Origin of the sequence: Pseudomonas sp. B21-032 (assembly GCF_024748965.1) — a bacterium.
GTDB lineage: Bacteria > Pseudomonadota > Gammaproteobacteria > Pseudomonadales > Pseudomonadaceae > Aquipseudomonas.
In genome coordinates, this window is record NZ_CP087180.1 from 3,788,315 (window position 1) to 3,807,932 (window position 19,618).

A 19,618-nucleotide genomic window follows, 5' to 3' on the forward strand; every position below is an offset into this window, starting at 1 on the left:
ATTGACGTATGTAAGCCGGCAATTGCGACGGATCTAGCACTGGCCCGTTCTCCTTGCCGAACTCGCTAAGTGAACCCGCCCCGTCCTCGGTTCTCCCTCTCCCGCAACCTCATCAGCCGCCGTCGCATCTCGCGGTGGCGCTCGCTGTTGAACAAAAGCAGAGCCAGCAACGGTGCCAACAGCGCCAAGGTAAAAAGTGGCATGGGCGTGCGGGGGCCATAGGTGGAAAGAGTTAGTAGCATGCACGCGCCAAGCACCATGACGACAAGCCACATGCCGGAGCGCCGCCCTCGAAGCTGAAGCATGTTGCCCACGCTCAGCAGCAAAGAGCAGACCACGAGTGAAGAAATGATGTACTCGGGTAGGTCGGGATGGGTCTTGAAATGAAGCAGGCTCGCGAGTGCTATCGCCAGTGAGAAGGAAAAACAGCTCAGCATCAATGCTGCGGCGTATACGGGGAAGTAGCGATTCAGAAATTTCTTGTTCCTCACGGGATAAGTCACGATTCAAATTCCTCATACAATGCAACGACTATGCTGTACAAAATTGCGCTCCCCGGCACTGCCAAGGCCACTCCAACTGCGTCTCTGATCATCGAAAGGGTGATGCTATTTAGCTCTGTATTGGAGTAACGCTTCGGAAGCGATTCCAAGTGCTGTTTCAGCTTCAACTGATTAGCAGTCAATGACGGATGGCGAATCGATAGAATTTCCTTGGTCAACGCTTTGCGTTGTTGACGACTCAGCGGCCTACTAAGATCAAACCAGCTGTTCCCTGTGGCAGCCTTTCGCATTTGAAGGTATCGCAAGATCACATGCGTTGAGATCGCAGCCCCCAACAAAGAAATCGAATCGAGCAGAGGGACTATCGTTCGATACCACTCCTGCTCCATCATCTTGTCATTGAGCTCAGGATCATGAATCTCTAGAGCGGTACTGACTGAACCAATGCCACACAGTAATAACCCAGCGCCCGCGACCACCGTCCCGACGATCTTGATCGCCAATGCAATAGGGGGCGAAAACAACTTCACTGCCGGACCATCAAGTACAGCCCGTAGCGCTATCACCGCCCCAGCGCATGTCACGGAAGTTTTCAACGCTTCCGTTACAACCTGTGACTCTCTGGGGTGATGCACCAAGTGATCCACGTATTGCATTGGCGCCAAGTGTCGCTTCACCTCCCGCAACACCACCCGCTTGGGCAATACACTACAAATCGGCCGAAACTCCCGCAACGTCACCACGTTGTAGTCCGCATCGATGTACACCACCCCTGCCCCAACGATCCCAGGATCGGCATCAATCGCTGCAAACAGCCTCGGCACGTTGACCAGGCTTTCAATCCGCTGGCGCGCAAAGTACTGCGACGGGCTCGCGCCAAGCCCGCTCATCCTTGAGTCGTTCATGGGGTCTCCTGAAACGTGAAAGCGCCCGCAAACCCGAAGGTTGCAGGCGCTTGAGCGGCCTAGTTTTAGCAGCTAAAAATCAACGTTTCAGAAGTGTATTTTTGCTGTGTGTGTCGTCCTACACGCTCAAAAGAGGAAGTAAACGAAGGGGCGTAGGACGCATCTTTTGATGCTTGAATGATCGTGCCCCATCAGATTGCTAGTTGCCGATATCCTGGACCGGTGTACACGAGTGATACGACAAACGTCTGCTATGCACACGTTTTAAGTCGTGCCAATAGTCATGCCAGACACTCGATACAAATCTTAAGCGCGCAGCAGAGTGCCGTCTTGAATCGTCATACCGGTATAGCGGTATGGATCCTGACCTACCCCATACTGATCAAGAATTAGCCCTTGGCTTGTTGTCGATAGGCTTCGAGGATCGCTTCACGGGCAGGTAGCTTGCGTTCAGCATCATCCGGTGTGACATCGATGCCTGCGAGACGCAGGCTGGCCGAATAATTGGACTGACGTGTCTTGGCGCAATGGGCTTTCTTGGCGTGCAAGCTTGGCGCTTTCAAAGGACTGACCTCATGGCTGGGCAATGACGCCGAGTAACAACTCCAGGAACGGCCATCCCCTCTCCCTTTAACCTCTGTCGGCCAGAGTGGGAGCGGGCTTGCCCCGCGATGAAGCCTGTACTGCTTACCTTGCCAATCATGCTTTACCACCGCTTGCTAGCCATCGATTCCGCATCCTGCGTATGACCACCACACGTTTGCACATTTGGCGGTAACGTCGGCTGTTGATGATTAGCAAACCGAACAAGGATGCAGCCAATGAGGCCACAAACAGAAGCATATGAGATGACCGACCGTAGGTTGAGAGCGTGGCAAGGAAGCAAACAAACAGCAGCACAACAATCATCCATACCGCCCAAGTGCGACCACGAATCAGGATGAAGGTCCCTAACGTGATCGCCAGCGTACCGACCGCCAGCATGCCCATCGCAAGCTCTGACTCGTAGGCGTGCTTCAAAAAATAGGTATTGATTACGCTTAATGTAGCCATTGCCGTAGCGAAAAGTGCCAATAGGTATGTACCGATCAAACACGGATAGAATCGACGAATAAATACCCACATCTGGGCCTGGCTGATCACGATTCACTTCCTCGGTTAGGCTAAGCGCTACTGACTGTACAGCACTGCTTCCCCCAAAGTACTGCGACGGGCTCGCGCCAAGCCCGCTCATTCTTGAGTCGTTCATGGGGTCTCCTGAAACGTGAAAGCGCCTGCAAACCCGAAGGTTGCAGGCGCTTGAGCGGCCTAGTTTTAGCAGCTAAAAATCAACGTTTCAGAAGTGTATTTTTGCCAGGTATGTCGTCCTACTTTTCAAAAGCCAGAAGAAAAACAATGATATGTAGGAATAGTCCTGCAGAGCGTGAGATAAACATACTTTGCCCTACCCAGCCGGTTCTTCCTCGGGCTCAAGCACCCGCAACGCAACGTTGGAGCGCAGTTTGACCAGGCACAAAGTGTGCGATGTACCCTCCGCGCCAAAGAACTTATCCGCCCTCTCGCCCGTCAGGTTTTCCTCGAATTTGAACGGCGTGGTGATCAGCCGTTTGATGTCCCGCGCGAAGCTTTCGGTGTTGGCATCGATCCACTCGACCGCCTTGCGTCGTTCATCGGCAGGCGCCTTGGGTTTACCTGAATTGCGGAGCATCACGGCAGGATAAACATCAAGGTCTTCGGTGTTGTAGCGCATAAACACATGGCACAGCTCTTTATCCTCGCGATCGATCACGGCCACGCGCAAGTTGTAATCGCCCTTCTTGGCCTTGCAGGCTTTGTCGCTCGCATCAATTGCCACCCCCCACTGCGCCTGGCCCTTGATTTGACCTCTGTCAACGCCGATCCGATTCTCGATGAACGAATACACGGTCTTGTTCACCCTGACCCAGCCAAGCTTGCCGGCACCGGAGATACACAAATAGCGATGCTGGGGTTTGAGGTCGTGGGTTTTCTTGCCGATAGGCCAGGTCAGCAACTCTTCGCCTTTCAATGAGTGTTGAAGACGTGCGTATTTCTCATCAAAGCGAGAAACGATGCTGCACTTGCGGGGATTGGACTGCGGCCGTTTGGCTAGTTCCGAGCGAACCTCGGCATCGATTGCCCGTTCGCCGCGTTGCGCACTTGCGCGCGATTTTTCGGCAGCAATCAAGTCGCGATCCAGTTTGTCGGCCTGCTCACGCAACGCATCGTATTTGCCAACCAGCACCTGCGCGGCTTTATTCACCGACTCCAAAAAGCCTGGCGTCAGCAAGGTGGCCTGGCGCTCCATCTTCGCCACCAACGCCTGCACGCCCTTGCTGACCCCACGAACGCGAATGTTGGTTTCAAGGTTCGCAGTCGCACCCCGCTCGGTAAAATTCTGGCTACCTAACGTCACGAAGCGGTCTCGGGCCACAACCATCTTCGCGTGAAGTTTGGGCAATACGTAGACCGGGATCTCATTGTCCAATAGGGTTTTGATGGTGTCGCAATTCGAAGCGCCCGAGGCAAGCACCTGCACATTGACCAACGTATAAACCTTGGCGCTTTTACCCAGCTGGGCAATTTCCAGCGCGGCCGAGCCGGTCAGGTACGGCGAGAAAATCTTCAGATCAACCTTGTCGTTTTGCAGCTGTTCTTTTATCAGCGGCACGATATTGCTAGTGAACTTCAATCGTCGGCTTCCTTGTACGAATCTCTGTCGATAATACTACATTGCCACTATCAACCGATTAGCCCAAAATCCCGCCCCCAGCACGCCCAAGCCGCCCCACAAGGAAACCGCCATGGCCCAGCCCCTGCTCGACGCCTTCATTGCATGGATGAGCGCCAACCTGGACAACGCCACCCTCGCCCACGGCTACCAGAACCGCATGAGTGGCGAGCCCTGGCACTGCAGTAGCCTGTTCAACGCCTATGAAACCTACCACTGGCCGCACCCGGCGATTGCGCACCTGGACATCGACAAGGGCAGCGACATCACCAGTAACACCCGCGCACTGACGGCGCTTGAGCAGCAACTGCAACGCGCCTTGGCGCCCGCGCCTGAAGACCTGGCCGCCAGCCGCGCGGCCATTGATGTGATGATCTGGGGTGGCGTACAAAACGGTAACGTCAGTTGGCTGACCAACAATGCAGAGGGCTTGGCCCAGGTGTTGATCGACACCCGCGACGCAATCGACAGCGGTGCTCTGAATCATCAACTGCTGCTTGACCCCGAGCTGCGCTTCAACGCCGGCATGACCAAGGTTTACTCGCTGATCTGCAAGCAGCTGGTGATCTACGACAGCCGCGTTGCTGCCGCGCTGGGCTGGGCGGTGGTGAAGTTCTGCAAGCAGGTCGAGCCTGAACTTACCCAGGTACCGCCCGAGCTCGCCTTCCCCTGGGCGTCGGCCAGGCCGAACAAGGGCATATCCAAACAGCGCGATCCGTCCCAGGGCAACTTGCAGTTCCCGCCGCTGCAGGCCGGTACGCTGCACGCGCAGTGGAACATCCGCGCCAGCCAGATACTGGCGGCGGTACTTGCCCATGACAATGCAAAGCACAGCGGCTTCAACCAGGACGACGGTACAGGCAGCAACCCGTTGCGACGCCTGGAAGCGGCATTGTTCATGATCGGCTACGACCTGGGCGGCGGTACGGTAACGAATCCGCAGCCAAAGGCTACCAGCCAGAGCGCGATGATCGCACCAACAGTTGGCTGGACTGAAGGCTGGACGCCCACACAGCGCAAGGCTTTTCTCTATCGCCTGACCGAACAGGGCTTTGAAGCCCGCGGCACGAGTATCACCCGCTATCCGCTGCAGGTAATCAACGACACTCTCAACTACCTGTGGCAGCAGTTCGGCCGCGGGCAATTCCCCTTGGCCAACAGCGCCGACGGTGTGCCGGCCGGCACCAGCGAAGCAGGCATCGGCACCGCTTACTACCAGGCAATCAACCGGCAACAGCGGGTGCCGGAGTCGAGCCGCCTGGCTGCGATCCTTGAGGACCTCGGGGTGATTCAGCTAGTGAGCCGTGGGAAAAAGCACTGGGTGTTGAACCTCGAGTTGCTGGACGCTAACCATAAAGGCGCTTTGGATATCGAGCCGCTGGTGCTGCGTTTGCTTGAAGACGAGGCGCAGGACTAGCCCGCGCTGCCCGCCCGCAGTCATCGCCTCGGCCTCTTCGGCGAGCGCTGGTCCAACAGCTGCGTCATTGCGGCCGGTCCAGCATGGCGTGAGCCACATCCTCCACCAGAGCTTTGGCCATGCCGCTGAGGTAATGCGCCGCCCAGACCAGCTTGGGGTCGTGCTCGATGCCGGCTTGCAGGGTCAGCCGGTTTACGCAGCCCATCAGCAGCGACGACTGCTCCAGAGCGAACGCCGCACTGTGTCCGGGCTCGACGCGGAACAGCCTTTGTGTGGAATGCCCACTTTCGCCTTCACCGAAGGCCGCGATGCCAGCGGTCTTCAAGGTACTGGCTGCCTTCAAATCCTCATCCATTGACAGGTCCTCCTGCTGAAATCGCTAGCCCGCGTTGCCAAGGGATTTCGTCAGCAACGCGGGCGTCTGCTTATTGGCAACTCAGTGGCGTGACTGCACCTTGCTCAAGGCCACTTCGACCAGAGCCCAGGCGTGTTCGATTTCATGCAGGGTCGCCAAGGTGAGGACCTGGTCGGGAGCTTTGGGATAGAGCAGGACGGATTGTCGGGCGATGGTCTGGGCGCGGACCAGGTATTCGGAGGTCTGGACCAGGAGGTCTTCGAGGGATTGGTTGGGGTGGTGAGGTGGGTCGGGGACGATTTTTAACATCAGGTATTGCTCCGTTTAGATGGAGCCGCCACACCCAAGCTGTCAAACAAAGAGGTGGCAGCTGTACGCGGGTTGACAGACCGGTAAACGAAGAAACCCGGCGCACACGAAGGTGCCCCACGCACAGCCGCCATTACGCAGGTGCACAGATGGTTTCATTTGTTGCGGTCTGTCAAAACCGGTCGTTGAATTGGCAACGACTGGCGGAGACTAGAGCGCTCAAGGAACCACTGCAATGGCTTAAAGGCGGTGCGAGTATGATTGGGAAATGGACTACAGGGAATCAGGAAATTCTGAAGAATTTGAGGGGCGGATGTTCATCGGCAAGGTCATCGAAAAGAACGGCAAAAGCCTGCCAGAGTGCGCAGGCTATTCGCCATTCACTAGCGTTTTGCCATAAAATGGCCGGTTGCCGAAAGAACCGTCATGGCCATAGCCATGAAGGGCTTTCATTCTTTCCAAATAACTGTGGTGAAGATGAACAAGCCTTTCATTTCGCTGTGCCCGGAAATTACTCGGGCACATGCACTGACGCTCATGGATTGGTTGGAAGATGAGCGCGTTACCTGCTACTTGAGCGATTCGCGTCATGTCTCCCGCTCCATCGAGCAAGTTATCGATCGGACTCAATTGCCGATCCTGACCCATCTATTCAACCGGGGCGGCCGATTCTTCATGGCCTACGACCGGCATGATGCCCCGGTGGGCTTTGTCCGCCTGATCAAGACCGGCTCCAATTGCGAGATCGTCCTGGTTATTGGAGACAGCGACAAATGGGGCCGAAACCTTGGCGCGCGCACAATCCGCGAAGGCATGAAACTGGCCTTCCTCGACATGCGCGCCGAGAAGCTCATCGCCAAAATCCACCCCGACAACACCCGCTCGCTGAAAGCCTTTGTGCGCAGCGGTTTTCTGCTTGAAAGCGAAACGCCGACATTGAAGTCATTTTCCATGACGGCGGCGCGCTATCTGCAGTTCTTGCGCGAAGGTGCCGTTGCCGACTCCACCGAGATCTACATCACCGAAATCGACAAAGCCAGGCTCGAGAGCCTGATCGCGCTCGAGCAAGGCCCGGCCGTTGTTGAGCTCGAACATGAGCTTGAGCGAGCCATCGTCGTCACACCGCAGCAGGTGGCGCGCAATGTCGTCACGATGAACTCCAGGGCCTTGCTGCAACTGGACGACGAAGAGATCGAAGTGGCCCTGGTCTACCCTGAAGACGCAGACAGCAGCGCCGGAAAGTACTCCGTGTGCTCCGACATCGGCGCCGCCATCCTGGGCTATCAGGAGGGGGACGCCATCGACTGGCGAGTTTCTGACCGCACCCGCCGGATCGGGATCAGGAAAGTGCTGTACCAGCCGGAGTCTGCGGGCGATTTCCACCTGTAATTGAGCCGTTGGCTTAGTGTTTTTCCATCAGGCGCGAAGATCCCCCAGCGATTTCCGTGCCTGATGCAGACATGCTGGACAAGATCAGGACTTGGCCAGAGGACCTCCTTCCTGCGCTCGATTTGGTAACAACAAGTAGGACCATTCCTTCATTTTCGTAGGATCTCGCGGTATGGTTGCTGGCGATATGCCAGACCTGTAAGGACGCGAGATGCAATTTTTCTGGGTGAACCTAGGTACCACGCACAAAGAGGCCAGGGCCGGCAATTTTCTCTGGGCCCCACTGAGTTCGCGTACACAAGCCGGCAAGGTACAAACCCGTCGCCACTGGGACAACGTCGGTAAAGTTAAAGCCGGAGACTTGATCTTCTGTTACCACGACAACTACCTACGCGCGATTGCCAAAGCCGAGCGCGATGCCTACCAAGCCGAACGCCCTCCAACTCGCTCGTTCAACGAGTGGAGCAACCAAGGGCACCGAGTCGATATCACCCTCACCGACCTCAAGCACCTCTTACGCAGCGACGACATTGCACCCACCTACCAGGCGCAATTCGATGCCCGCACAGAGCCATCGTTGTTCAACAACAAAGGCAGTGTGAATCAGATCTACATGGCGCAGTTGCCTGCCGATGCTGCGCTGTATTTGTTGGAACAAGCCGAGGTTGTTGCTGACTACGAAGACCAGCTCGTAGATGCCGGATCGCCAGGAAAAAGCCCTTCCGTTACGACGCGAGAAGCGCTCGTAAAGGCTCGAGTTGGCCAAGGTGCGTTTCGAACAGGGCTGCTCAAACGCTGGGAGAAAAAGTGTGCGTTGACCGGGCTAAAAAATCCCAACCTATTAGTCGCCTCGCACATTCAAGCTTGGGCCTTAGCCGACAACAAAGCCAGGTTGGATACAGATAACGGATTGCTGCTGGCCACCCACATTGATCGACTCTTCGACTGTGGATTGATTTCTTTTGGTGAGGATGGGCAACTGCTGATCAGCGACGAGTTGGCAGCGGAGGAACACAAGATCCTGGGGCTAGACCAATACACATCAATTCCTACCTTGAGTGAGGGCAATCGCCGCTACCTTGAGAAGCACCGCAAGCGATTTAGTTTTGCGTAGGGGCGTTTTCCAGATCGAGTAAACTCCGCGCTATAGACCTACTGACCTGCACGGCCCCAGTGGCCTGGCATCAAAATCAACTGACAAGGCAAATGATATGACACGGATGTGGATGGTTCGCGGCGAAGGGGGAAGCTTGTACGACGCTTTTCGCGAAAGAGAAGTAGCGGCCATCGGATGGGTCCAGTTAGCGCCACATGCCAAACCGGGCGTCGGACGCAAACAGCTAATGTCCTTGTATCAGTCAATCGAGCCTCAGATGAAGCAAGGCACCATCGTCTCGGGTGCATCTCAAGTTTGGCGTTTCGTGAACGAAATCCAGAGTGGAGATTGGGTCATCACCTACTCTCCTGCAAACCGGCTCTACCAGGTGGGCACATTCACCGGCGCGGCAGAACACCACCCAGAATGGGCAGAGCAAGGTATGGCGCTGGCTCGAAAAGTACAGTGGCAACCGCTAGAACTGTCACGCGAGAAACTGGGTGTAACCACCAAAAACAGCCTGGGTTCTACCCTGACCGTTTTCGAAGTGCCCGCCCGAGCGGCAGCAGAAGTCTTGGCTGCGTTAAAAGGTGGCCCAGCACCAGAGCCCGACGACGTCACCGATGAAGCTATTGCCGACCCACTTGCTGATATCGAATCTCAAGCAGTCGAGCGAATCAAAGACCGGTTGAGCGAGATTGATTGGGACGAAATGCAGCATCTGGTTGCGGGGATTTTACGTGCGATGGGCTACAAAACTCAGGTTTCACCACCGGGTTCAGACCGAGGGAAAGACATTGTTGCTTCCCCAGACGGATTTGGCTTTGAGAACCCTCGCATCGTTGTCGAGGTGAAACACCGCAAGGGACAGATGGGTAGCCAGAATATTCGTAGTTTCCTCGGTGGCCGGCATAAAGACGATCGTGGCTTGTACGTCAGTACAGGTGGTTTCAGTAAGGACGCACTTTACGAAGCGGATCGTGCATCGATTCCGTTATCGCTGTGGACGCTGGATCATGTAGTTAGAGCGTTGATTGAGCATTACGATGCTACGGATGCTGAGACGAAGAGGATTGTTCCCTTGAAGAGGCTTTATTGGCCTGCTTAGGGTCTGTGCGAGAAGTGGTTTGCTTGGGCTCTCGTATAGTAGTTTGCTGAAGACGGGGGTTCAAATCCCCCCGGCACATTGATGCCCAAGCACCTCAGGCCTTTCATTAAGGTTAATCTCAAGAACGGAAGCACCAGCAGCCACAACTCAGACGCCGGGCTTACCAGTTGATAGTGGCGACAAATACGATGTGAGCCACCGCTTCACGAGGACCAGCACTAACCATTCTGAGGAGAAAATCGGGATATTGACAAGGCCAATTCAACCAAAAAGCCCCCTACCCCAGAAACAACAAAGCCACCCGAAGGTGGCTTAGTCGTTCTAAATAATGGTCGGGACGGAGTGATTCGAACACTCGACCCCTTGCACCCCATGCAGCGGGCGAAAGGTCAGTAAGTAGCTGATTTCACTCACATTAAACCCTAAACCGGACCGCCACAGTATCGGGTTTTTCGTGGTTTTGCAAACGGAAACACGCGGCCTGGACGGGTGGTTTTGCGCAGGCCAATCGCGGCATGAGACACTGACTTCAAGGCCTGCCTCTAGAAAGGATGCGATATGACCGATCAGCTGAAACACTCGAAAGCAAACCTTACAGCCGCTCAGCAAGCTGTTGATGCCATGTTGGAAGCTCGCTCATTTGAGCAGTACGAGAGCGATTGGAGGGATTTCCTGGGGCACATTGAGAAGGCATGGATAAAGGTGGAGCGGGCTTGCATTCCCATCCAGGCAAGTTTTCAGCCCTGGCAGGGGAAGTACCAGGCACTCCGCAGGAAAGACATGCTGCTCCGTTATCTGAAAGCCGCCCGCGATGCTGACACCCATTCCATTCAGGATTTGACGAAAATCGAACCTGGCGGCAGAGGATTGAACTTTGTTAACCCTCGCGGAGGGCGCATCGAGAGTTTAGAGATCGGCGCCAACGGGGAGATTTTGCAGTACCGTGGCGATCCTATCCATGTCATTGAGATACCGCCGCGCCCAGTAGCCCTCCCCGTAAAAAACAATGGTCAATGGTACAACCCTCCAGCATCGCATCTGGGTAACCCGATTTCCGATAAGCACCCTACGATCCTGGCCAGAATGGGGCTGCAGTTCTATCAAGAATTTATCGCTGAGGTAGAGCGCACTTTTTTCTCCAAGTAGCAACCAGCCATCAGTACTGCAGCAGTATGGGTAAAGATCGGCTCCAGGCCTTGAAATCCGTGGCGTATGCATTGCAAGTGTCTAATATGCATTCGCCATTTTCGACGGTTTTCGGCCAACAAATAGGCCATTTACACCGGCAGTATTAGACAGAGAAAACACCCTCCTCCGGCGTTCTGCCGACTGATTACCTCCCCCTATTTATGCACTTCCCGCACGTACGCTTGGCACGCCCGCAAGGCAATCAATCCTTGGTCGCCGGCATCTGTGATGGCGACAATTCGTTGAGCAGCCGCTGGGTCAAGTTCGCCTCGCGCGGCTCCATGAACCATGCCGCCGGTGCCGGAGGCGGCTGGCACCCCACAGCCACTACCCTGGGCTGGGGCGGCGAGTAGGACTGACAGCCGGAGATCAGAAGTAGCGAGGCGATCGCGCAGGCGAGCCTGGGTTGCTTGAGCATTGGTCAGCTCCTGGTGGTGGGTTTTATCGTTGGCCTGTAGCCGATCTTCAAGGGCGCGGCGCCGGGCCTGCTCTGCGTCCTGCCAGTTGATCACCGCCACAGCAGCAGCTTCTCGTTCAGCCTGGAATTCATTGGCCTGCTTCTCGCTCTTGGCCTGCCATTCAGCATCCATGGTCGAGCGGCCGTGCTCGTAGGTGCCCCAGAACGCCCAGAGCACCAGCGCCAGCGATGCCGCTGCACCGATCGTGCGCCAGCTGATCACGCCAGCACCTTCAGCGCGCGGTCATACAGGGCCTTTCGCTCAGCGGCGCCGTGCGGCACCCGGCCGGGCTTGCCGGTGTTAATCACGCTGCCAATATCCTGAAAGCGCCCAGCGTCGGCCAGCTCGTTTAGGCCGTGGGTCGACCACCACCAGGCGGCGGACATGGCGGCGTGCTCGGGCTGCTCGAGCAGCTCGGGGTTATCCTCCAGCGGCAGGGCCAGGCCGGCGCCGGCGGCGACATAGTTCGACCGGCCGGTGAGCTGGATCAGGCCGCGCCCACGGTACCGCCAGCCGTCCCCTGGGCGAGTGTTGCCCATGCGACCGCTGTACACGATGTTGGCGATCTTCTCCGGCTGCCGCGCGCAGGCGGCGGCCGACACTGCGGTAAACCGGCTGGGCCAGGTACGCACCAGCGCCTCGGCGCTGTAGTTTAGGTTCTCCACCAGGTTGCGCAGCTGACCCGACTCATGCCCCACCTGGGCCAGGAACGCCGCCACGCGCACCTGGCTGTCGATCTTGTAGCGCGCCATGGCCCGGTTCAACGCAGGCAAAAAAATGCCCGCGACTGGGCGGGCGTTCGGGAGGATCTGCAGCAACTGCTGCTCGGTCAAAGGGGGCATGCGTTTCTCCTAGTTGAACCAGCGGCCGATGGCGTGGCAGTGCGCGGTGACCACGGACGTGCTGATGAAGCTGTTGGTGCCACCGGCAGTACGCCACAAGCGCGGCACACACTGGACGGTGTTGATAGAGGCGGCCATCGCGGGACCGTACTCAGCAAACGTTACTGGCGCTGAGTCTGCTGACGAGCCCTGAATCGGAGTGGCGGTGACCTTTGGCGCTGCCGAAAAGGCGGCAGGAAATGGCCAGGTCTTGAGTAATGTGGTGGCCGAACTGAACTCGAGCACAACCGCCGCCGTGCAGATGAGGGTGCCGTTGGCAAACTTCACGTACTCGCCATTCGCGTTGGTGCCTGACTCGATGATCGCGCCGGTGGGCACACCCGAGGCCTGCGAGACGGTGCCGACGATATCCGCCACCGCCGCTGTCTTCAGGCCGAGACCATTCCGACCACCAGCCTGCGTCGTGCCGCCCGTCCCGCCCTTGGTCACCGGCACCACGTTCTCTGTCGACACGGCGCCCAGCGAGGAAAGCGCTACGCCCCACTGGTCGATGATCTGGTGCATCCGATCAGCTGCAGCCTTGGGCCACCCCTGAATCGGCACCAGGGCGTAGGTGCCTGCGGTAACCGTCGAACCCAGATACCCGGGCTCGATGCTCAGCGACGTCGGGCTGATGATGTTCGTGACCTCGTACTGCCGGCCGTCCGGCCCGACCCAGGCGTCACCGACCCGGCCATTCAAGGTGAACGCCGTGCCGGTACCGGTGACCGTCTTCTGGCCAGCCGTTACGGCCACTGTTCCTGCTCTGCTCCAGGGCATGCTTTTCTCCAGGCAAAAATAAACCCGCTCAATGGCGGGTGCGCTGACGCTCTGACCGTTACTGCGGGAGCGGGTAACGTTCCTTGATGGCGGCGACCGCGGCGATCCAGGTGCTGTAATCGGGCTCAGTGCTGGCCGCCAGCGCGTCATATTCAGCCTCGAACTTCAGGCGATCGCTCTCGGCGGTATAGGCGGCACGCCGGGACGCCAGCGCCGCCTCGCGCTCTGCCTGGCGGGCCTCATTGGCTTTCTGCTCTGCGGTTTTGACCTGGCTGAAGTCGATCATGCGTCGGTCTCCTCTGTTGCTTCCGCTACGGTTGGCTTGGGATCTTGGTCGGTCGGCAGCGCAATCGGGCCGTCCGGGGCGCCGACAATGTCCGCGGGGAAGCGCGATCGCTCCCCGGCTTCGGCGCCGTGCGGCATGGTGATCGGAATGACCAACACGCCGTTGATGCGCTCCACCGGCTGGTTGATCCACGGGCAGCCAATGGCCTCGGCCGGGAGCGTGGCGCCATCTGGCAGCGGACCGAAGTCATAGGCCAGGCCATTGATGGTCAGCACGTCACCCAGCTTGTGAATGGCCAGGGTGGCGTCGGAGCGGATCGGGGTCAGTTTCAGTCTCATGCGTACCACCTGCCTTGGGCTGTCATTACGAAGTCTGCTGTGATGGTCCTTGAAGTCATGGACATGACCAGGCCCTGATAGGTCGTCGCGGTCACCGCATTGGGCTGGGTGGAAACCGTCTGCGCCCGCGCGCTGAATGTGAACTGAGGTGGCGCGATGAAGGCCGCCGGAAAGCCGAACGTCGGCGTGGCCCCGATGAATAGCCCGTCCTGGGCAAAGGTGACCGCCTGGGAGAAGTTCAGCGTTGCCGAACAGATCATCGTGCCGTCGGCGAATTTCGTGTAGCGGCCCGAGGCGTTGGAGCCACGCTCGATGATCGCGCCCGTCGATACCCCGCCCGATTGGGAAACCGTGCCAACGGCATTTGCCGTGGCGGCCGTTCCCAGCCCCAGCCCGGCGCGGCCAGCCGCAGCTGTGTTGCCGCCGGTGCCGCCCTGGGCAACGCTGAGTGCGGTGGTCAGGCCCAGGAGCGCCGTGATGTCGGAGTTCTGGCCCCGGGTCGCGGCAGCAATGTTTGCCCTTAGCGTCACCGCATCAGCAGCACCACCAAACAGAACCAGCGTTGCGCCGTACTGCTCGACGACCTGGCGCAGCCGATCAGCTGATTCCTTCACGTACCCCTGCATCGGTGTGATTGAGTAGGTGCCACCGGTTACGGTGGCGCCCTGGTAAGCCGGGAGAATGCTCAGTACTGTTCCGCTGGCGATGTTAGTCACCTCGTACTGCCGGCCGTCCGGGCCAACCCAGGCGTCACCGACCCGGGCATTCAAGGTGAACGTCGTGCCGGTACCGGTCACCGTGTTCTGGCCGGCCGTGATGGCGACCGTGCCTGTTCTGTACCATGGCATATGATCGCCCCTAGTTGTAATACTTGGAAATTGGAAACTTACAGACGGGAATTGAAAAGCTTGTCCCGTCAGTACCATACGGATAGCTGTAGCCGCCACCCGTTTGCTTGTCGCAAAAGATAGTTAGCGCAGGCGCGTTAAAATCCCAAATGGTTACCCCGGCATAGCGAGCGCCACCAGCAAACCATTCAACCCCTCGATCGAAACTGGTGACAGAAATATAATCATCGGAGTCAATCGTTAAACCGCTGAAATACTCATCTACGTTAACGCCCTGTGATTTCGTCCAGTTCTTTGTAAATTTATTGAACCTGACAACACGATCACTGGAGGAAAAAACAATTCGACCGTTGGCGTCCCATATGTTTCGCCCATACACTTCAGCGCTGGGCGCATCTGCATACTTACAGGCAACATACTCCACCAGGTAGTTCTGCAACTGATTGCCGCCCCTTACCGCCGAAGTGATTAAGAACCCTGTCCAGCCGCCCGATGATCCGAGCATCGTGACGTATAGCCCCAGAGTGCTGTGCACCCCTGAGACATGCCGGAGAAAAACCTGCGGGGGCTCCAGGGTCAGGATGGGCTTCGCAAATGTAACAAGTCCGCTTCCTGGGCGGTCCGTGTACCGAGAGGTGATGTTGAAGGTGCCTCTTTCGGAAAAGACCATGACCTTATAGGTACTTGTGATGGTGACAGAGCCAAAGTCATTGGATGCGTAAAAACCATATTCGGCCATTACATCACCCTCACGACTTCAACAACGCTTTCAACGACCGATGAAATCCATTCGTCACGGTAGTTACCGCCAACACCCGTTGCGAAGCGCCTGTTGGTGTACGTGTATATCGCGATCTTAGTGCCACCCAGATCACGATATACAGGAACACACCCCCACCCATCGAAGTATCCAGGCTGTTCGTACTGAGCATAAACACGCGGTACAATCGTTACGAAGCAAGTCGCAGGATCGTACCCCGGAACATCAAGTTCGATGTAGTCAGACCGCAAACCTTGGCCGGTAGAGTTAGAGGCCGGAATAATGACTTGTGCCAACTTGGACAATGTGAAATCTGACATGCCCAATGTTTCCACTTCATTGGCATCCCTCACGCTCATTCCATAAATAGACATAATCCCTCACAAAACCAATCGACCGGTTGCCGTTCTCAATTTGCCGTTGGCGTCATAGACGTAATGGCCACCGTTATTCAGCAGCGTCGAGCCGTCGGCGTCCTGGCCACGAAGCACGAATGTGCCCGCCGGAATGTTGATTTCCAGCAGCGGGAGCCCTTGCGAGTTCACTGCAGTGGACCGCAGTGTCGACCCCAGGATCACTTCCTCGATGAAGGCCTTGCTGATAAACGCCTGGTTGATGAACACCTGACCGTTCTGCACCACGAACGGCACAGAGATCTGGCCAGAAACCTCATCGACCACCGCAAAGCGCTGTGCGAATGCAAGGATCTCCGAGGTTTCCCCATTGCTGCCCACTGCCAATCCGGCAACTACGGTTCTGCCGCCGGATGTGGTCTGTGCCTTGATGGTCACCTGGGCGCTCACTTTCCCATCCAGGTTCACCACGGCCTGGCTGACTTGCTGAACCGAAGCGCTGGTCTCGCCGATCGAGGCCTCGAGCGTCTCGGACTTCCGGGCCAGGGCCTGATCGGCATCCGCCAGGATGCGAACATCGCTTGCGAACTTGGCCTGCGACTTCTGGGCGTCCAATGCGCTGAGCAGGTCGCCCTCCCCCGTATCATCCCGGCCGGCGGTGTAAACCGCCTCGACAGAGGTTCGTATCGAAGCCACGGCTTGGTCGGTTGTCACCTGCGCCTCGGACACCTCCTGAATGTCCGCCGCGTTGTCGTCGACCTTCGCCTTCAGCTGATCCAGGCGCGTGGCCGTGGCCTCGTTCTGGGTGGCCACCGCCTTTTCCAGGGTGGAAAGCCCGGCGGCGTTCTGCCCGACCTTGGCGTCAATCGCGATGAAGCGCTCAGCGGATGCCTGCTGCTCAGTTGCAAACACCTTGCGCTGCTCACTGATACCGGCCTGGGCATCCCAGGCTGCGTTGGCGTCGGACATGCCGCCATCGTCGTCAACGTCAGCACGCCAAGCTGCCTGCAGCGATTGCAGGCTTGTTGCCTGGGCGGTGACCACGCCGTCCAGATCGGTAATGTCGGTCGTATTCTGTTCTACCTGCGCAGCAAGGGCATTGGCGCTCTGCACCACCTGCCCGATATCCAGCCAGTACAGCGGGTTCGGTGGCGCATTCGCCCCAGAGGGATCTGCCGGAACCGGTTGCTTGGCCTGGTACAGGCGCTGGCCCAGGCGGACAGCGTCATCCTTCAGGTACGGTTGCTCTGGGTTGTACTCCAGCGCGTCAACCAGGTTGCCGATCTGCTCCTGCAGCTGCTCGTTGAGCTCGCCCAGGCGCTCATTCACAGAGCCTGGGCCATCGCCGGAAATCTTCTCGATCTCCTCACGCACTACCGGGTACAGCGCGCCGTTGCCGATCTTGTCCTTGAAGTACTCTTCGTACTCGCTCTGGTCAGAGCTGGACTGGCCGTTGACGCCAACGCCTGCCGGAAACCACGGGCCGATGTTTCCGGTGCGGTCGATCAGGCGCGCCCAGAAGAAGAAGGACACGCCGGCGGCCAAGCCGTGCATTTCGTGCTCGGCCTGCGGATAGGCGAAGTCGCCCAACTTGATCGCGTCGTCGCGCGAGGTGGTCTTGCTGTACCAGATTTCCGTCCGCTGGGTGTCCTCGGCGCCAGCAGGGAAGCCCCAGGCCAGCTTGATGCCGTAGACCAGCGGGGTGGTGTTCAGGTGGCTGACCGCCGGCGGCAAGCCGTCCTTGCCATTCAACTGAGTGGCCGCGCTCATCGCGAAGACAGAAGCAACATCCATGACGCTGACGGCGCTGACCCTGGCCGTGTACAGCCCTGAGTAGATTCCCTCGACCTCCGCGCCGAGCGTTCCGGTTGGCGGAAGCCTGATCCAGCTGCCGTTATCCTTGCGCCATTCGACGTTGTAGGAGATTGCGCCTTTCACCGCGGGCCAGGAGATCCGCATGGTAGTGACGGCGATTCCCTGCGACACCACACTGCGCGAATCGACGCTAACGCTTGCCGGAGGATCAATCACGCCTGGCGGCAAAATCGTGATCGGCTGCGGGTCTACCCGCGCGCCGTGGTCGATCGCGTCGAACTTGTCCGGCTCATACTGAACAGCACTGATCTCCCACTGATGCATCGCCTTCGGCTCGATGGTCTGCACGCGGAACCGCATGACAGCCAGGTCAGCGCTCTCAACAGACCACGCGCACTCTGCCTCAGGCAGCTCCGAATAGTCGGCCAGGACAGTGACGGCACGACCAGCGACCGACTTGACGATACGACCTTCAGCCTTGCCGCTCGGCAGGTTGATAATCAAACGGTCTTCCGGCTGCACCTGGGCATCGATATCGAGCGTGATCACGCGTTTGGTGGCGGAGCTGATGCGGCCACCGTTCGGGCGCCCCGAAAGCAGCTCATCGGCCACTCCAATAATCGAACCCGGTTCGATGTTGCGGCCTTCCATGCCGGTGGTAAAGCGTACGGTCCAGGTCTCGAACTGCTCCGACTTCAGCGCCCACACCCCGTGGCGGATCGCTTCCCCCTCGACGGTGCAGGCAAAACGGGCAACATCGAGCATCCGGTGCCCGAGCACGCCGATCATGTCCTCGTTGGTGACCGCCGCAGGCTCGGTCTTGAATTCGTTCTCCGGGTTGTCCCAGCCGATCTTGGCGCGGGTATGGCGGTCAGGCAGCGCGATCGCACCGAATTCAAACTCGCCGACGATGTTCGAGCGTGTAAACACGTAACCGTCATCATTCCCCGGAATGTCGGCGATGACTGTCACCTGAGAGCCATTCCAGCAACTGCTACCGCGGAACACGCTGGCCAGGTCCGACAGCAAGGCATAGCCCTCGGCTTGGTCCTGAATGTAAACGTTGGTGGTCATTCGCGGCTGCTGGCCGCCCTTGCCATCTGGCACCATCACGTCGCAATAGCGGCCGATCTCATACAGGGACCAGCGATCCACCATGTCGGCGGTGATGCGTCGCCCAAGTCCATATCGGCGATGCAACAGCAGGTCGTACCAGACCCAGGCGGGATTGTTCGAATACGCCAGCTTGAAGGTGCCATCCCAGTTGCCGGTGTAGGTGCGGGTCGCCGGGTCATAGTTGCTTGGCACCTTGATGATGCGGCCACGGCACAACAGGCTGAACTTGGGAAAGTTGGAAAACTGGGAAGCGTCGTACTGCAGCGCCGCCAGGGCCAGGTTCGGGTAACGCAGCTTGGCGTCGATCACCTCGGTGAAGGCTTTCACCCGCATGATGTCGGCGAAGTTGCTGTCGTTACGGTTCGGGGTCAGGCGGCGAAGCCGGATAACGGCCGAGCTGAACCCCTGGGGCAAATCGACGCGATGGCTGCGTTCGTACTCGGTGGTTCCCTTGTCATCGAGGGTGGCAGACAGCACGGTGCTGAACGCCCCGCCATCCACGGACAGTTCGATGGTGTAGTCGATGCGGTAGCCGACCTGATCACCATTGGTTTTCACTTCCCAGATTTGCGGCCAGGACAGCCGAACCCGGACGGCCGACAGTTCGCGGTTGGTGATGGCACGCGTCCATGGGGCATCCGACCGCAGTTCCACAGGCAGCCCGGCGGACTGCTCGTATTCGGCAGCCGGGAAGCCGGCGATATGCTCCTGATCAACTGATCCCGAGCGAAACTCCCAGGTTGTGCCCGGAAACGCTTCGCTGCCATCGGGTGCAATCAGCGGCGTGCCGTCCAGCTTGAAGGACCGTGCATCGTTGACCGGCCCTGCAACCTCACCTTCGCTGATGATGTAGAGCATCTTGGCGGTGGCGATCGACAACGCGCTGTCGGGCGCCTTGTACGGCTGCCGAGGCTTGCTCTCTCCGCCCTTGGCTCCACTAATCTTCAGTGCTGCACCCATGCTT

21 protein-coding genes are annotated in these 19,618 nt (G+C 58.1%); 5 read left to right on the forward strand and 16 right to left on the reverse strand.

All coding sequences use genetic code 11. The features are described 5' to 3' along the window. Nucleotides 1–65: 65 nt before the first annotated feature. The 5 genes from LOY54_RS17345 to LOY54_RS17365 form a co-directional block, all read right to left on the reverse strand. A complete protein-coding gene (locus LOY54_RS17345; RefSeq protein WP_258607358.1) occupies nucleotides 66–503 on the reverse strand; it encodes a hypothetical protein in 438 nt (145 codons plus the stop codon). Then, the gene (locus LOY54_RS17350) at nucleotides 500–1,408 is read right to left on the reverse strand and encodes an NAD synthetase (RefSeq protein ID WP_258607359.1); all 909 of its coding nucleotides are present in this window, start codon (nucleotides 1,406–1,408) and stop codon (nucleotides 500–502) included. The genes LOY54_RS17345 and LOY54_RS17350 overlap by 4 nt, the downstream gene beginning before the upstream one ends. A 389-nt stretch (nucleotides 1,409–1,797) precedes the next feature. Beyond that, on the reverse strand, nucleotides 1,798–1,971 hold the full coding sequence (locus tag LOY54_RS17355) for a YhfG family protein (RefSeq protein ID WP_156160163.1): 174 nt from the start codon (nucleotides 1,969–1,971) through the stop codon (nucleotides 1,798–1,800). A gap of 136 nt (nucleotides 1,972–2,107) precedes the next feature. Further along, complete coding sequence (locus tag LOY54_RS17360; protein WP_258607360.1) at nucleotides 2,108–2,551, reverse strand: hypothetical protein; 444 nt, start codon at nucleotides 2,549–2,551, stop codon at nucleotides 2,108–2,110. Nucleotides 2,552–2,852: 301 nt separating this feature from the next. After that, nucleotides 2,853–4,118 carry a phospholipase D family protein gene (locus LOY54_RS17365; protein WP_258607361.1) on the reverse strand — a complete coding sequence of 422 codons (1,266 nt, stop codon included), beginning with the start codon at nucleotides 4,116–4,118 and terminating at the stop codon, nucleotides 2,853–2,855. A gap of 112 nt (nucleotides 4,119–4,230) precedes the next feature. On the opposite strand from LOY54_RS17365, the gene LOY54_RS17370 reads away from it, so the two are divergent. Continuing rightward, nucleotides 4,231–5,574, forward strand: a complete 1,344-nt coding sequence (locus tag LOY54_RS17370) for a hypothetical protein (RefSeq protein ID WP_258607362.1) — start codon at nucleotides 4,231–4,233, stop codon at nucleotides 5,572–5,574. A gap of 64 nt (nucleotides 5,575–5,638) precedes the next feature. Here LOY54_RS17370 and LOY54_RS17375 read toward each other — a convergent pair whose 3' ends face one another. Together LOY54_RS17375 and LOY54_RS17380 are read right to left on the reverse strand one after the other, a co-directional pair. Beyond that, the gene (locus LOY54_RS17375; RefSeq protein WP_258607363.1) at nucleotides 5,639–5,929 is read right to left on the reverse strand and encodes a DUF3077 domain-containing protein; all 291 of its coding nucleotides are present in this window, start codon (nucleotides 5,927–5,929) and stop codon (nucleotides 5,639–5,641) included. 81 nt (nucleotides 5,930–6,010) lie between these two features. Next, nucleotides 6,011–6,238, reverse strand: a complete 228-nt coding sequence (locus LOY54_RS17380) for a hypothetical protein (RefSeq protein WP_258607365.1) — start codon at nucleotides 6,236–6,238, stop codon at nucleotides 6,011–6,013. A 426-nt stretch (nucleotides 6,239–6,664) separates the two neighbouring features. Between LOY54_RS17380 and LOY54_RS17385 the strand changes: the two genes are divergently transcribed. The 4 genes from LOY54_RS17385 to LOY54_RS17400 all read left to right on the forward strand — a co-directional run bounded on the left by LOY54_RS17385 (nucleotide 6,665) and on the right by LOY54_RS17400 (nucleotide 10,977). Beyond that, a complete protein-coding gene (locus tag LOY54_RS17385; RefSeq protein ID WP_258607367.1) occupies nucleotides 6,665–7,627 on the forward strand; it encodes a bifunctional GNAT family N-acetyltransferase/nucleoside diphosphate kinase regulator in 963 nt (320 codons plus the stop codon). Between the two features lie 211 nt (nucleotides 7,628–7,838). Further along, complete coding sequence (locus LOY54_RS17390; RefSeq protein WP_258607368.1) at nucleotides 7,839–8,741, forward strand: HNH endonuclease; 903 nt, start codon at nucleotides 7,839–7,841, stop codon at nucleotides 8,739–8,741. Nucleotides 8,742–8,838: 97 nt separating this feature from the next. After that, entirely contained in the window at nucleotides 8,839–9,831 is a 993-nt protein-coding gene (locus LOY54_RS17395) for a restriction endonuclease (protein ID WP_258607369.1), read from the forward strand. A 558-nt stretch (nucleotides 9,832–10,389) separates the two neighbouring features. After that, nucleotides 10,390–10,977: a hypothetical protein gene (locus LOY54_RS17400; RefSeq protein WP_258607370.1), complete on the forward strand. Its 588-nt coding sequence runs from the start codon at nucleotides 10,390–10,392 to the stop codon at nucleotides 10,975–10,977. Nucleotides 10,978–11,174: 197 nt separating this feature from the next. Here LOY54_RS17400 and LOY54_RS17405 read toward each other — a convergent pair whose 3' ends face one another. The 9 genes from LOY54_RS17405 to LOY54_RS17445 are packed head-to-tail and all read right to left on the reverse strand — an operon-like array spanning nucleotide 11,175 to nucleotide 19,614. After that, on the reverse strand, nucleotides 11,175–11,699 hold the full coding sequence (locus LOY54_RS17405) for a lysis system i-spanin subunit Rz (protein WP_408980519.1): 525 nt from the start codon (nucleotides 11,697–11,699) through the stop codon (nucleotides 11,175–11,177). Then, complete coding sequence (locus LOY54_RS17410; protein ID WP_258607371.1) at nucleotides 11,696–12,319, reverse strand: glycoside hydrolase family 19 protein; 624 nt, start codon at nucleotides 12,317–12,319, stop codon at nucleotides 11,696–11,698. The genes LOY54_RS17405 and LOY54_RS17410 overlap by 4 nt, the downstream gene beginning before the upstream one ends. 9 nt (nucleotides 12,320–12,328) lie before the next feature. Then, entirely contained in the window at nucleotides 12,329–13,138 is an 810-nt protein-coding gene (locus tag LOY54_RS17415) for a phage tail protein (RefSeq protein ID WP_258607372.1), read from the reverse strand. A gap of 58 nt (nucleotides 13,139–13,196) precedes the next feature. After that, nucleotides 13,197–13,424, reverse strand: coding sequence for a hypothetical protein (locus LOY54_RS17420; protein WP_258607373.1), 228 nt, complete (start codon nucleotides 13,422–13,424; stop codon nucleotides 13,197–13,199). Continuing rightward, a complete protein-coding gene (locus LOY54_RS17425; protein ID WP_258607374.1) occupies nucleotides 13,421–13,762 on the reverse strand; it encodes a hypothetical protein in 342 nt (113 codons plus the stop codon). The genes LOY54_RS17420 and LOY54_RS17425 overlap by 4 nt, the downstream gene beginning before the upstream one ends. Further along, entirely contained in the window at nucleotides 13,759–14,610 is an 852-nt protein-coding gene (locus LOY54_RS17430) for a phage tail protein (protein ID WP_258607375.1), read from the reverse strand. The genes LOY54_RS17425 and LOY54_RS17430 overlap by 4 nt, the downstream gene beginning before the upstream one ends. A 10-nt stretch (nucleotides 14,611–14,620) precedes the next feature. Next, the gene (locus LOY54_RS17435; RefSeq protein WP_258607376.1) at nucleotides 14,621–15,349 is read right to left on the reverse strand and encodes a hypothetical protein; all 729 of its coding nucleotides are present in this window, start codon (nucleotides 15,347–15,349) and stop codon (nucleotides 14,621–14,623) included. Continuing rightward, nucleotides 15,349–15,729, reverse strand: coding sequence for a hypothetical protein (locus LOY54_RS17440; protein ID WP_230090964.1), 381 nt, complete (start codon nucleotides 15,727–15,729; stop codon nucleotides 15,349–15,351). Before LOY54_RS17440 ends, LOY54_RS17435 begins: the two co-directional genes overlap by 1 nt. Before the next feature lie 21 nt (nucleotides 15,730–15,750). After that, nucleotides 15,751–19,614 (reverse strand): phage tail protein, encoded by a 3,864-nt coding sequence (locus LOY54_RS17445; RefSeq protein WP_258607377.1) that lies wholly within the window; start codon nucleotides 19,612–19,614, stop codon nucleotides 15,751–15,753. Nucleotides 19,615–19,618: the final 4 nt, after the last annotated feature.